The organism is Helicobacter pylori (assembly GCA_008032935.1).
Classification (GTDB): Bacteria; Campylobacterota; Campylobacteria; order Campylobacterales; family Helicobacteraceae; genus Helicobacter; species Helicobacter pylori_CX.
This window is the reverse complement of record CP032039.1, coordinates 1,354,872-1,369,224: the sequence shown is the minus strand read 5'-3', so window position 1 is coordinate 1,369,224 and position 14,353 is coordinate 1,354,872. Positions and strand designations below refer to the sequence as shown.

General features: G+C 36.5%; 10 protein-coding genes and 3 pseudogenes. 3 read left to right on the top strand and 10 right to left on the bottom strand.

The genetic code is table 11. The features are described 5' to 3' along the window. Window positions 1–285: 285 nt before the first annotated feature. From D2C78_06755 to D2C78_06710, 10 genes and pseudogenes are all read right to left on the bottom strand, one after another. Window positions 286–2,862: pseudogene (locus tag D2C78_06755) on the bottom strand (type I restriction endonuclease subunit R). Between the two features lie 47 nt (window positions 2,863–2,909). Beyond that, window positions 2,910–4,805, bottom strand: coding sequence for a DUF115 domain-containing protein (locus D2C78_06750; protein QEF35572.1), 1,896 nt, complete (start codon window positions 4,803–4,805; stop codon window positions 2,910–2,912). Between the two features lie 25 nt (window positions 4,806–4,830). Then, entirely contained in the window at window positions 4,831–5,598 is a 768-nt protein-coding gene (locus D2C78_06745) for a tellurite resistance TerB family protein (GenBank protein ID QEF35571.1), read from the bottom strand. 9 nt (window positions 5,599–5,607) lie between these two features. Next, window positions 5,608–5,954, bottom strand: a pseudogene (locus D2C78_06740) (hypothetical protein). Then, complete coding sequence (locus D2C78_06735) at window positions 5,923–7,410, bottom strand: hypothetical protein (GenBank protein QEF35570.1); 1,488 nt, start codon at window positions 7,408–7,410, stop codon at window positions 5,923–5,925. The pseudogene D2C78_06740 and the gene D2C78_06735 overlap by 32 nt, the downstream one beginning before the upstream one ends. Window positions 7,411–7,421: 11 nt before the next feature. After that, entirely contained in the window at window positions 7,422–7,910 is a 489-nt protein-coding gene (locus tag D2C78_06730) for a hypothetical protein (protein ID QEF35569.1), read from the bottom strand. After that, window positions 7,895–9,631 carry a M3 family oligoendopeptidase gene (locus tag D2C78_06725; GenBank protein QEF35568.1) on the bottom strand — a complete coding sequence of 579 codons (1,737 nt, stop codon included), beginning with the start codon at window positions 9,629–9,631 and terminating at the stop codon, window positions 7,895–7,897. Before D2C78_06725 ends, D2C78_06730 begins: the two co-directional genes overlap by 16 nt. Before the next feature lie 97 nt (window positions 9,632–9,728). Next, window positions 9,729–10,979 (bottom strand): cation:proton antiporter, encoded by a 1,251-nt coding sequence (locus tag D2C78_06720; protein QEF35567.1) that lies wholly within the window; start codon window positions 10,977–10,979, stop codon window positions 9,729–9,731. A gap of 320 nt (window positions 10,980–11,299) precedes the next feature. Next, window positions 11,300–11,860, bottom strand: coding sequence for an outer membrane beta-barrel protein (locus D2C78_06715; protein QEF35566.1), 561 nt, complete (start codon window positions 11,858–11,860; stop codon window positions 11,300–11,302). 43 nt (window positions 11,861–11,903) lie between these two features. Continuing rightward, a pseudogene (locus D2C78_06710) lies at window positions 11,904–12,063 on the bottom strand (orotate phosphoribosyltransferase). 18 nt (window positions 12,064–12,081) lie between these two features. Here D2C78_06710 and modA point away from each other — a divergent pair. From modA to D2C78_06695, 3 genes are read left to right on the top strand one after another with little or no spacing between them, the layout of a single operon-like run. Beyond that, complete coding sequence (gene modA / locus D2C78_06705) at window positions 12,082–12,822, top strand: molybdate ABC transporter substrate-binding protein (GenBank protein ID QEF35565.1); 741 nt, start codon at window positions 12,082–12,084, stop codon at window positions 12,820–12,822. Window positions 12,823–12,843: 21 nt separating this feature from the next. Further along, window positions 12,844–13,518, top strand: coding sequence for a molybdate ABC transporter permease subunit (gene modB, locus D2C78_06700; protein QEF35564.1), 675 nt, complete (start codon window positions 12,844–12,846; stop codon window positions 13,516–13,518). Further along, window positions 13,515–14,312, top strand: a complete 798-nt coding sequence (locus tag D2C78_06695; protein QEF35563.1) for an ATP-binding cassette domain-containing protein — start codon at window positions 13,515–13,517, stop codon at window positions 14,310–14,312. The genes modB and D2C78_06695 overlap by 4 nt, the downstream gene beginning before the upstream one ends. The last annotated feature ends 41 nt before the right edge of the window (window positions 14,313–14,353 follow it).

Here is a 14,353-nt window from a genome sequence, read left to right as displayed (position 1 = left end):
AGTTAGAACCTAATAGCTCACATTAAGCAAAGAACTAAGGGGAAAATAGATTAAGAACTTATCTGCTCTAATGATATGAACTAGGTTGCTTGTATGATTAAGAACTAGGAGCAAAACACCATTAAAACTTACTAGCAACTCATATAAGAACTACCAGCCCATTTCATAAGAACTCACATCAATATTAAAGGAATGAAATTATTCTTTAAGCTTTTGTTTAAAAAATTTATGCTACATTTTCAATGATTTTTTAATTGACTTAGATTGAAACTTAGAGAACACTTAAAACTTACATTCTTTGCTTTCCTTAAACTCTATTTTAAAGTCTAAAAGAGCGATGAGGTCTTCTAAAACGATTAAATCGTTTGGGTTTTTAGGCTCATTGATATTTTTTAACGCATGGAGGTGTTTGGCTTTTTGATGAAGCATTGAAGAGATTTTGCTGATCTTTTCAATATCAATTTTTTCTTTTAAGGAAAGGATTTTTTTATCATTAGAAGTGCGGATTAAATTGTAGTTTATTTTAAGCGTGTTAATGGCACGTGAGACTTTTAAAAGCTCGTTCATTGCACTCATACTGACAATGGCGCTAGTCATGGCCTCTATATCATCAATGGGGTAATTAAAAAGATCATCATAGGCGTTTTTAATGTCTTTTTCTAAAGTCTCACGATCCGCAAACATGTCTTTGAGATTATCTTTGATATTAGAATCGCTTTGATTGAATTGGTTTAATTCTTCCAAGTAATCATCAGTCGTTTTGTCGTAATTTTCTTTAATGCCTACAAAATCTATAAGGTAGCCAAAAGACATGTTGTTATAGGAGCGATTCACTCTGGCTAGGGCTTGGAGCAAATTGTGATCTTTTAACTCTCTGTGGATACAAAGGCGTTTGAGATTGGGTAAATCAAAGCCGGTTAAAAGCATGTTAAACACAAAGACTATATCCGTATCTTTATGTTTAAAAGAATAAATCTTTTCTTTGACTTCTCGTTCGTCATGCAAAATCAGGCTGGATTGGAGTTTTTTTAAAATTTTCAGGTTAGGGTTTTCTTGTAAGACTTTTTCTTGGACTTCATTAAAAAGCAAATTGGCTAATTTGGCTTGTGCGCTTGAAAAACAAACCACCATAGCCTTTAAATTTTCATCATTATTTACACGCCTAAAATTCAATAAATCTCTGATGATATAAAAGAGCATTTCTTTAATGTATCTTTCATGATTAAAAATCGTTTCTTTTTTAACCTCTACATCTTCAATAGTGATGCTTTCTTGTAAAAGGCGATAGATTTCTTGTAGTTTTTCTTTGTAGCTTGTTTCAATGGTTTCTAACTGGAGTGTTAGGGTGTGTCTGTCTTTAATGGATTCTGTGTAAGAATAGGTGTGCAAGTAGTTGCCAAAAGTTTTTTTAGTGGCTTTATCTTGCGCGTTGTCTTCTAATAGGGGCGTGCCTGTGAGGGCGATTTTAATCGCTGTTTTGTCGCATTCTATCAAATTAGCATAAAAACAACCTTTAGGATCGTAGCTCCTGTGGGCTTCATCTATGATAAACACCCTTTGTAAATCGTGGCTGTTTTGAATGGATTTTTGCAAGTCTGTTTTAGAAATAATTTCTTTATGAGCGCTATCAGAAGAGTCTTCATTGGGGGCTTTGAATTTTTGGATATTCACAACGATGATTTCATCATTCCCTTGAGGGTTTTCAAACACGCTAGAGTTTTTTAATTTTTGGCTCAAATCCTCTTTATTTTCTGCCTCATGCGCTTGAAGGCCTCTTTTTAAAAACTCGTTTTTGGCTTGCTCTAATAAATCCAACCTATCCACAATAAAATAAAATTTAGTCTTTTTCCCTAGCGGGCTAAAAAAGTCTTTTATGAGTTTGGTTAAATGATAGGTTAAGGCGGTTTTACCGCTGCCTTGCGTGTGCCAAATGATGCCTTTTAGGGGGTCTTTGGGGTTATTTTGATAATGCTTTTGCAATTCTTTTAAAACATTCAAGCTCGCAAACATCTGCGCATAACGCCAAATGTGTTTTTTAAACTCTGATTTTTCTTTTAAGAAACTGATGCCGTATTTTAAGATAAAGCAAAGCCTTTTTGGGGAGCAAAACGAAGTTAAAAGGGCGTTTGTGGGGGTGTCTTTAGGGCTTTTTGGGCAGTCGGTGTTTTTAAGGTTAAATTCGTTTAAGACGCTTTTTTGAATTTCTTCAAGCGATTGATGGTTTTGATCATTTTGATCATTTTTTCGGGGGGGGGGGGTAATATCTAGCTTATCAGCTTCAACAAAGCGTTGGAAAATGGGCGAATAAGAAGCGCTATAAAACGCGCCTTGATCGGGGTTGTTTCCATCATAGGGCAAGTTATCGCTAAAGAGCCAAATTTGTGCAAGGTTATAAAAAATCTTGTTTTCAGGGTTTTCATAGCGTTTGATGTGGCGATCTCTTTCTTCTTTAATGCCTTGTCCGGCGTAAGGCTGTTTAACTTCTATATTCACCAAAGGCAAGCCATTGATAAAAAGGGTGGTGTCAGGCCTAAAGGATTTATAGGGTAATTCAGCCATCATTTCACAAAGATTGTTGTTAGGGTTATCAAAGTCTATGATTTGATTCTCGCTTTTGAGCAAGTATTCATAAAAGCTTTTGCCTAAATCATTATAATTCAAGCGTTTTTTCATTTCAGTAAGCGAATCTTGTGCGTTTTTAGTGGGGTTTAATCGCTCAAACGCTTGAGTGAAACTATCTGTTAAGATATTAGTGGCCGTGTCTAGGTTAGGCTTAGAATTGGTGGGGATAAAATCATAGCCCAACTTGGCTAAATGCATTAAGGCAGGGACTTGAACCCTTGTGATTTCATTGTGTGGCATGAGCACCCCTTTGATTGTTGGTTGTTATTATAATGTAAAAATAAAAATCATGGTTGTTTGAGTCGCATTTGCAATAACAAACAAGCTTTTTTAAGGAATTGTTTTAAGGTGTTTTGAGAGTGGTTGGTAAAATGCGTAAGCTCATTTTCGTTAAGATGCAATGAAACGATCAATACGCTTTGTAAGATATGAGCGATACTCCCTTCAAATAAAATGCCTATAGTGGGGGTTTTAGCGCTTGTTGTTTGGCAAAACCCATTCAAGCTATCCACCCATTCAAATATTTCTTGCTTGGTTTTGCAAGGCGTGTTTAAACGCATGAAAAAATCCTCTTTAAAACTGATCAGATTTTTTTGCAAATTTTTTAAATCTTTAGCATGGTTACTTTTAGGGCTAAACATGCTTTTAATGCGAGCGATAGCTTCTTGTTTGTTGGAATGTTTCAATTTTACTTGAGAATAATTGAGGCTAACGGCATGCTTGATTTTAGCCCCATAACTTAAATTATAGACTTTTTTAGGCTGGTAATAATTAAGGGCTTCTTCAATCCTTTCTTTAGAGAGCAAAAAAAGCGAGTCGCTAAAAGTTTCATAACCTTTAAAATTACCCTCTACGCTGATTAAAGACGAAGGGTCAATTTCTTTTTCATTTTCATAATAGGAATTTTGAGCGTGCTTTTTAAACCCTTTGATATAAGCGCAATCTAAAGCACACAGATAAATTTCATCGCTCATCAAACTCGCTAAAGCCACCCCGGCATTGCCCACAAAAGGCGCTGCGTATTCTATATTTAAAGGGCTTATATACGCGCAAGCGCTCCCCCCACGCATAAACATTAACGCTTCTTTGGCCACATTAAAAGCGTTAGGATTGAGCATGTTAGCCCCTATTAAGGGGGTGTCTTCTAGAGGGGCCTTTTCTAAAACCTCTTTAAGATAGTCTATGCGCTCCACCTCTATTTGAAAATCCACTTTGATGCCATGCGTTTTTAAAGGCTTTAAAGCGGTTCCGCATGAAAAAATAATGAAATGATCTTCATTTTCTTTTAAAAAATCCAACAATAAATCCAGGCTTGGCCCATTACCCACCACGCAAATGGGGGCGTTAATCTTTTTAGGTTTGGTTTTTAGAGTTTGGTATAAGGGTAAGTTTTTAAGCGTGTTTTTTAATCCTAGCAATTCATCTTCAAAACTCCCCCAACCCCTTAAAGCTTGTTTGTAATAGCTTTGAATGTTTTCTCGCATGCGTGAATTAAAAGCGCTTTTATAGGGCATGATTTCTAGCTTTAAAAAAGAATGCGTGATAGGGCGTTTCAAAAAATCCATTTTTAATTCATTGGGGTTAAAAAACCCTTGAATAAAGAGTTTAGCCCCTTTTATAATCAAATCTTCATAACGCGCAAAATAACAGCTGATTTTAAATAAATCTAAATTTTCTTCAAACAAATAAAGCGAATGGAAGCGGTAATTTTGAGCCTGTAAAATAGCCAAAAACAAGCCGTCTAAAACGCCATAAATCATGGTAGGGGGTAAAAATTTCTTTAAAGAGCAAGGCGTTTGATGGTTATTTAAAAAGTTTGAGATCGCATGCGTGGCTTTAAGGGTTAGGGGGAGTTGGTGGTTGTTTTGAGTTTTTAAATAATGTAAAGAGAGGCGGTTATTGTCTAATGACCATCTGGGATTATTCAGGGGGTTAGAAGCCATGTTAAAAGCGATTTCTATCATTTGATTTTTAGGGTAGCTTAAAGCGTTTGTGGGCGTGTGTAAGAGATTGAAGTGGTTTTTTTCAAAAAGCAATTGGTAATTTTTAAAAGGCGTATTGAGGGCGTTAAACAGATTGGGGTGATAGGATTTGAAAAAAATTAAATTGTCCCTAAAACGCTTTGAAATTTCTTTTTCTAAAAAGGGCGCATCAAAAGATTCTAGGGCTTTTAAAAAGGGCATTCAATAGCCTTTTTCATAAGACCCCTTAGGAGTCTTTTAAATCATTTTCTAAAAGTTGGGAAGCGAGGGCGATCTTTTTCAAAGAGGTAAAATCTTGTTCGCTGTAGCGTTTGTTGTCATTCATTTTATGGTAGTAGGGAGCACTTAAATCCAAGGCTTTTTCCTCTAAATCTTGCTTGGTTATATTGGTTTGGATTTCAAAAAGATTTTTTGCTTCTTCTAAAGACATAGGGATTTCTATTGAATTGAAGCGTTCAAAATTATCATAAAGATCGTTAAAATCTTGATTGTCTATCTGCAAAAACGCCCCCACATCTAAAAACAATTCTTTTTCTTTGCTATCCAAAATCCCATCAGCATAGGCTAATAACATAAGAAATTCCACTAATTTCAGGCGTTTGGTGTATTCCCCATGCGTGTGGTCGGCGATTTCTTGGCATAAGGATTCAAAATTTTCTTTTTTATCCACAGGCTCATTGAGAAGCTCTTTGGCTAAAGTTTGCTGCTCGCTGTTTAAGGGCTGCTCTAATTCATTGATAAAAAGCGTCCTTAAGGCGTTATCTAAAGCGTTTTTTTGAATGTCTAAAAACTTTAAAAGACGCATATACGCGCCCGTTTGGGTTTGCTTGAATTTGTCTAGGGGGCTAGATTGCACCAACAAATAGGGGTCATTTTTCAAGTCGTATTCTTCGGTTTTGGTTTTAGGGTTTAGGGGGTTTTTCAAATATTCTTTGAGGGTGTTGTAAAAATAAAACAACACAACCGCCGCAACAATTAATAAAATGATTTCCATTTTTTTCCTTTATGAGTATTTTTTCATTTGTTCTTTAAGGTCTTGTTTTTGCCTGCTCTCTCGCTCTTTTTTGGCTTGATAAAGACGCATTTGCTCTTCTTTTTGCTTGTCTTGTAAGATCATTTTCCTCTCATGGTTTTTTTTAAGCCGTTCTATGTATTCTTCTCGTTTTTCTGGGTCTTGAAAACTCACAGGGCGGATGAAAAAAACAAACAAAATCAATACAAAAATCCCTATGGCGACAATCTCAGAACCTTCGCCATTGAAAGCATACCAAAGCCCCCCATCAAAGAAGCGAGTGCGAGTTTTAAAAAAGCGTTCATCTTAAATGAAAGTAACCTTATGATAATGCGCATCAAGCCCTAAAGCTTGCGTGTTTTTTTCCCCCATAGCCATTAGCGCGATTTGAGGTAAAAATAAAGTGGGGGTGTTGTCATTATCTCTTTTATAAATCTTTGAAGCTTTTAAGCTTAAATTTTCAAAAGCGTGAAAAAGCCCTAAAGAATGTGCGATTAAAAAATCTGCCCCCAAATCAATCCCTAAATAGCGTAAATGCGCGCACTGGAGTAAACCGCTTATTTCATTGACTTCTAAAAGAGGGGCGTAATTTTGAAAGGACTCTAAAAAATGGGGGGCTTTTAAACGGATTTTATTGAAAAAATGATCGCTTTGTTTGATGCGAGAAAATTCAGCCCCTAAAAATGCATCAAAAGGGCTTTTCAATTCCCATGCCAAAAACTCATTAACCCACTCATTGAGGTAGGCCATCTCAATATCTTTTTCATAAACGAGTTGGTATTTTTTTAATTTTTCATTGACAGAATCGATGATTTCAGGGTTGTTGTCTAAAACTTCTTTAGCATGCAAGATATTCAAATACGCATCTTCTTCGCAAAAAATGAGCGAAACGCCATTGGCTTTGGCTAGAGCCAGATTATACGCACAGGCCGTGAGAAAATCATGCGTGCTTATGATCTTCCCATAATAACCCCCATCATAACAAAAAGGCAGATCGATGACTTTTTGCCCCATTTTTTCTAAATAGAGCTTAGCGCTTTTGAGGAGCGATTGCGCGTTTAAATGCTTCGCATAAGCGTTAAAGAGCGCGCAAGTTTTAGGGGGGTTGGGCGTTTTTGGGGGGTTAGAAGGGTATTGAAAAAGGCTTAAAAGGTTTTTAGAAAAATCTTTCCATGGCTTGATTTTAGAATTAGTGAGCATTTCTTGCAATTCATAGATTTCATGGTCAATATTATCATCGTTTTTATAAAGGTAACGCGCCACGCTTAAGAAATTCATCACGCCGCTTTCAGGTTGAGAAATCATCTCTAACAACCGGTTGCGCTCTGTGGGGTAGCGCTTCATTAGCCATTTAACATACAAGAAAAAGCCATCGCCCAGATATTTAGGGTTGGTTTGGGGGTTGATAAAATTGATTTGGATAAACTTTTCTAATTCTTCTTTTTCGCCTTTAGTGATGTAGGGGACTTGCTTGAAAAAATCTTCATAGTTTTTTAAAACCGCCTTTTCATCAATCATTAAATCTTTTAAAGCGTATCGTTTGGATAGGGGATCTAGCACCCATTCTTTAGAAAAAAACGCCACCAAATCGCTCACTTTAGCGTCTTCAAACACCGCAATTTGGTTGATTTTAAGCGCGATGTTTTCATTATAGCTCACGCCTTTGAGTTGCTTTAAAAGATCCAAAAGGTATTGATCTTCTTGGTATTCTAAAAAATAAGACTCATAAGCTGGATTGTAATCTTTGTTGGTTTCAAAACGAAAGACCTTTACATGCAATTTCAAAACGCTCATTCATTAATCCTTTAGCTTTTGTGCAGATTTTCTAAAATCGCACGGTTTTTGGAATTGGAAAAAAGAGCCTCTTTAGAATCCAACCATTCTTTAGACTCTCGCTCGTCCTTTTTTGGCTCTTGTGTGATTGGCTCTTCTTTTTGAAACAATTCAAGCGAATCGCAACGATTGAATAAAACGATATTTTCATTTTTTTCTTTGATAAGGATTTGAATGATGCCAGGAAGTTTTACTTGAACCACGCTGCCAATATTATTAGGGCCAAACCCGGCTTCAAACTGCACGCTTTGCGCGTCAATCATCAAACTCTCTAAGGTATATCCGGCTAAAACAAACAGCACCAACGAGCCGAATTTTTCATGGATTTCTTTAGGGAGCTTGGGGGAAAAATCAATCGCATCCCTTTCGCACAAAAGGTTAAAACTCAAATGGTTTTTGGACAGAAATTGCAAGTATTCAATGCAATGCTTGTTGTTTAAAAGCCTTAATTCTCTTTGCATGCGAGCAACCTTTCAAATTCTTCTAACAAATGACGCACCTCTTGCATGCCAATTTCCCAAAATTCCTTGCTATCAATGTCAAAGCCAAACATGGACACTAATTCTTTAGGGCTTTTTGACCCTCCTAAGCTCAAAAATTCCGTGTAAGTTTTGACAAACTCTTTAGCGTCGCTTTTTTTATAAAGCCCATAAAGCGCTAAAGTTAAAAGCTGCCCGTAACTATAAGCGTAGCAATAAAAAGGCGAATGGATAAAATGGGGGATATAGCTCCACCACAAATGGTAGTTTTTAGTGAGTTTCACGCTCTTTTCAAACATTCTTTGGTTTTCTTCAAACCAGATTCGATCAAAATCTTTAGTGTCTAATTCTCCATCCATTTCATGGATTCTTCTTTCAAAATTCGTCATCACCACTTGCCTAAAAAGGGTAGAAAAAATATCTTCTAGCTTGCCTGCCAGCATGAAAAGGAGTTCATCAGATTTTAAACCCTTTTTCAAATGCTCAAAAAACAGCATTTCAGAAAAGACAGAAGCGGTTTCTGCGGTGGTTAAGGGTGTATCCATGTTCAATACGCCTTGTTTTTTGGACAATTCTTGGTGGATCATATGCCCAAATTCATGAGCGATAGTGAAAGCGTCTCGGCGGTTTCCTGTGTAGTTTAATAGCACATAAGGGTGAGCGCTAGGCACCCCGCCATGGCTAAAGGCCCCGCCTTGCTTAAAGTCTTTGGGGTGTGAATCCACCCAACCCTCTTTGATCGCTTTAGAAGCGATTTTGTGAAATTCTGGGCTAAAGGCTTTAAGGGTTTTAAGCACTTCTTCTAAAGCTTGAGAGTAAGTCATGGTGGTATTTTCATCGCTTAAAGGGGCGTAGCGGTCGTAATCTTTGAGTTTATGCCCTAAAATTTGCGCTTTTTGATGGTAGTAACGATGCACTAAAGAAAAATTAGCGTTCACGATCTCTATCATGCTATCCACGCTCTCTTGCGAGATCTGGTTGTCAATGTGGCGGAAACTCTCTTTTTTGTCGTATTTTCTTAGCCTAGTTTCAATGAGTAAATCTTTACGCACCATGTTTAAAATGTAAGTGAGTAAAGGGCGGGATTTTTCTAACGCTTTGCTGAAAGCTTTTTGAGATTTTTTACGGATCTTGCGTTTGGGGTTGTGCAAGAGGGCTAAAATTTCTTCCTCGCTTAAATTTTGCTCTTCAAAAGGGATTTTCAAAGAAGAAAAATGCTCATCAAAAAGACGGCTAAACGCGCCCACTCCCACAGGTGAAAGGGCTAGGGCGATCTTTTCTTCATCTAAATTTAAGGTGTGCTTTTTCTTTTCTATGAGATTGTTTAGATAAAAAGCATGGTCTTTGCATTTTTTAATGAAAGCGAGTTGTTTTTTGGCGTCCAAATTTTTAAATTCAATTTCAAAGAATAAAAGGTGTTGTTGGATATTCGCGCAAGCCATTTCGCATTGCGAATAAAACCTCGCTTCTTTAGTGTTCCTAGCAAAGAGTAATTGAGCGTAAGCCATCACCCTAGAGATTTTTTCTGACAAATTTTCGTAATGTTTAAGAGCGTTGGCAAATCCTGTAGCGTCTAAATTCTTAAGGTTATTTTGATAAGCGTTTTCAAATTCTTGTGCTTCTGTTTGTAAGGTTTTTAAAAATTCTTCTGCGCTTTCTTTATTTTCAAATAAAGCGCTTAAATCCCATTCTTGCTCTTTCATGAAATCCCCTTTTTATATTAATTTGGAGTTAAAATATGCTTGTATTTTAACATAACACTGACAATACAAGCAAACTTATCATTTGGTTTTTGCGCCATTATTTTTTAGCCGGCTCATTTTCTTGGCTCTTTTGGTGCAAAATAAATTGAGCGATAGATTCTAGGTATTTTAAAATAAAAGGGGTTGCTAACATAGAAAAGACCACCATGAGAATAAGGAGTTGGTGGATGTCATTTTGAGCGACACTTAAGATATTTTTTTGGTGCAAAAAACCAAGAATCCCTTTTTTTTCTTGCAAATTAAAGAGCTGGTGCGAGCCTGAATTTAAAAAGATCACGAAAGAAAACTCCCCGATTTGCGCTAAAGAAAGAGCGGTTTTTATGGCAGTTTTAGCGTCTCTAAAAAAACGCAAAAGCGCATAAATGATAGCCGTCTTAAAACCCATCACTAAAATGAGTAAAAAGATGACGACAAAGAACTTCTCTATAAAGAAATTCACATTAATTTGCATCCCTATCGTAATGAAAAAAAGGGCTAAGAAGAGGTTTTTCAATTGCGCGAATTCTTCTTGGACATTGATTTTATAGCGCGATTTAGAAATGGCCATGCCCACAATGAACGCTCCTAATGACATAGAAAACCCAAAAAAATGGCTCAACCCCGCCGCGCTGCAAACAATCACTAAAATCGTGCCTATAAAAATTTCAGGCAAGCGCGTGTCTTTTGCTTGCTCTAAGATGAGATTAGCCCCTTTTTTTCCAGGCAATAACAAAAGAACTAAAATAATCCCTGCGGAAATAAGGGTTTTAAGAATGAGTAAATTAACATTAGAATCTTTACTGCCTAGAATAGTGAGAATTAAAAGCATGGGAATGGCGGCAATATCTTGGAAAATCAAAATCCCCACCGCGCTCTTTCCCATGGGCGTGCTAAGCTGTTTGGAATCTTCAAAGAATTTCAGCACAATAGCGGTTGAAGAGAGCGAAAGCCCCATGCCTAAAACAAGGGAAAAAATGGGTGAAAGACCCAAAACAAAATACCCCACTAAAAAAGCGATTAAAGCACACAAAACGACTTGTAAAAGCCCAAAAACCAGCACTTCTTGTTTGATGGATTTGAGCTTGTCAAAATTAAACTCAATGCCTATCATAAACATTAAAAAGACGATACCAAATTCACCAATATCAGACAACAAATTAAAATCATTAATTTTAAAAAAAGCCGCTAAGACCGTTCCTGTGCAAATGTAGCCAATGATAACCGGCATGTCTAATTTCTTTAAAAAGATTCCAAAGCCTACAGCAAGCCATAAGCCAGCAATAACAATATAAAGTGTGCTGTTTTCCATAAAAACCTTTCCCCGGTAGAATCAATTTGTTTTAAAGAAATAAAAGCGAAACTATCCTATTAAATTGAGCCATTAAATAACACTATTAAATAAAATAATATCTATCAAATATATATAAGCAATTTATTATTTAAATCTTACTAAACCCGCTTTCAAACGCCAACACCAAACACCCTATTGAGTAAAATAAAAATTGAAACGCTAGGATTATACTGCACTAAAACAAACTTTCTATTTATGAAAAAGATTTTTGAACCCCAACCTTTTAAGAGTTGGCTAGGGTTTGATTTGATGAAGAAGAGCGAATGAAAGAATAAAAATTAGAAAGTGAAGACATAATCCACATACCAAGAATAGTAGCGGATAAGCCCTACATCTTTGCTGCCCTGATTAACCATAGGGAATTTCACGCCCGCTTCAAACGCGCTGCGATCCCCAACACGCATTCTTCCGCCTAAATTCCATAAGAACTGGAATCTCGTTTGATTGACATCATAAGGGAACATCCAAGTGTTTCCGGCTAACTGAACGCCACCAATGAGACCTAGAGCGAATTTATCCAAAGGAATGAGATTGACGATCAAATCGCCACCGCCGCCATAGGTGAGCAAATTGGTTTTGGTGTGTTCAGTCCCTGAAGTGTTAAACCAATCTAAAAAGCCATACACCCTAGCCCCAAACCATTTATTGGCAAAGCCTACAAAACCTAATTTGAAATTCAAACCATAAAGATCATTGCCATGGCGCCAATCAGAGTAATTGCTGTTATAAGGACCATAACGACCTTGCTGATAACCCGCACCCATGAAAAACCCATTCACTTCGCCAGCCAGCACTAAACTCGCGCTCAAGCTTAAAATACAAGCAATTCTTTTAATCATAATAAATCCTTCTTGTTGAATTAAAGTTACACCCTAAAATCGGTTATTTTTCTAAAAGATTTAATTTTTTATCAAAGATGAGGGTTTTAGAGCGGAAATCTTGGTTAAATATTAATAAGTGGGATATACCTACAAAACCATCTCAAACTTTTAAAATACAAATTTTTAAGATACAAATAGGTATAATCAATAACTTCAATCATTTAATCAAAGGGAGTTCTATGAAAAATACTTTCAAAGCGTTTGTCTTTTTAATCGTATTTTTTTCAAGTGCTCTGTTGGCACAGGATTTAAAAATCGCTGCTGCTACTAATCTTACACGCGCTTTAAAAGCCCTTGTTAAAGAATTTCAAAAAGAACACCCAAAAGACGCTATTAATATTAGCTTTAATTCTTCAGGCAAACTCTACACTCAAATCGCTCAAAACGCCCCTTTTGATTTATTCATTTCAGCGGATATTACTAGACCCAAAAAGCTTTATGATGAAAAAATAACCCCTTTTAAAGAAGAAGTCTATGCTAAAGGCGTGTTGGTTTTGTGGAGTGAAAATCTAAAAATGGATTCTTTAGAGATTCTTAAAGACCCTAAAATTAAATATATCGCTATGGCTAATCCTAAACTAGCCCCCTATGGAAAAGCCAGTATGGAAGTCTTAGAGAATTTAAAACTCACTTCCAGTCTTAAATCTAAAATCATTTATGGCGCTTCTGTTTCTCAAGCCCATCAATTTGTCGCTACTAAAAACGCTCAAATAGGCTTTGGAGCGTTATCCTTGATGGATAAAAAAGATAAAAATCTCTCTTATTTCATCATTGATAAAGCCCTTTATAACCCTATTGAACAAGCCTTGATCATCACTAAAAATGGGGCTAATAACCCTTTAGCCAAAGTTTTTAAAGATTTTTTATTCAGCCCTAAAGCTAGAGCTGTCTTTAAAGAATACGGCTATATTGTGGATTAAAACGCATAAAAAAGGCGAGCAATGGATCATGAGTTTTTGATTACCATGCGTTTGAGCTTTTCTTTAGCTTTGATTACCACCCTTATTTTACTCCCTATAGGGATTTTTTTGGGCTATTTTTTAAGCCTTAAACGCAATCTTTTAACGAGCTTAACAGAAACGCTTGTGTATATGCCTTTAGTTTTACCCCCAAGCGTGCTAGGGTTTTATCTCCTTTTAATCTTTTCGCCCTCTTCTTTTTTGGGAGCGTTTTTACAAGATGTATTCAATGTGAAACTTGTTTTTAGTTTTCAAGGGCTTATTTTAGGGAGTGTGATTTTTTCCTTACCCTTTATGGTAAGCCCTATTAAAAGCGCGTTAATTTCCTTGCCCACTTCTTTAAAAGAAGCCAGTTATAGCTTGGGTAAGGGGGAATATTACACCCTTTTTTTTGTCCTGCTCCCTAACATCAAACCCAGTGTGTTGATGGCTATCATTACAACTTTTACGCACACTATAGGTGAATTTGGCGTGGTGATGATGCTTGGGGGTGATATATTAGGGGAAACAAGAGTGGCTAGCATTGCGATTTTTAACGAAACTGAAGTGCTCAATTATTCTAAAGCCCACCAATACGCCTTAACGCTCACGCTCATTAGTTTTAGCCTTTTATTTGTTACCCTATTTTTGAATAAAAAACAAAGCTCATTTTTATGATAAAAGCGCGGTTTAAAAAACGCCTTTTAGGATCTAGGGGCGCGTTTGATTTGAATATAGACTTAGAAATTAAAGAAGCAGAAGTTGTCGCTTTATTAGGAGAATCGGGAGCGGGTAAAAGCACGATTTTACGCATTTTAGCGGGGCTTGAAGCAGTGAGTAGCGGCTATATTGAAGTCAATCATTCAGTATGGCTAGACACTCAAAAAAAGATTTTTTTAAAACCGCAACAACGAAAAATCGGCTTTGTGTTTCAAGATTACGCTCTATTCCCTCATTTAAACGTGTATCAAAACATCGCCTTTGCTCACCCTAAAGATAAAAATAAAATCCACGAAGTGTTACGCTTAATGCGTTTAGAAAATCTAAGCCAGCAAAAAATCCTCAAACTCTCTGGCGGACAAGCCCAACGAGTCGCTTTAGCAAGAGCTTTAATCGCAGCCAAGAATTTATTGCTTTTAGATGAGCCTTTAAACGCTTTAGATAACGCCTTAAAAAACGAAGTGCAACAAGGTTTGCTTGATTTTATCAGGCGTGAAAATTTAAGCGTGTTATTGGTAAGCCATAACCCCAATGAAATAACCAAACTCGCGCGAACTTCCCTCTTTTTAAACAATGGCGTTATTGATCCTAATCAAGAAAATCTGCCTTTTTCAAACCGCTTATTGATAAAACCTCTCTTTGAAGATGAAAATTATTGCCATTATGAGGTTATTCCTCAAACGATCAGTTTGCCCAAAGATTGTCTGACCCCAACTTTTAAGCTTGATTTCAATCAGGGCAAAAAATTTTAGAAATATTTTCATTTTTCTCTTAAAACCCCTCTTATTTTTCA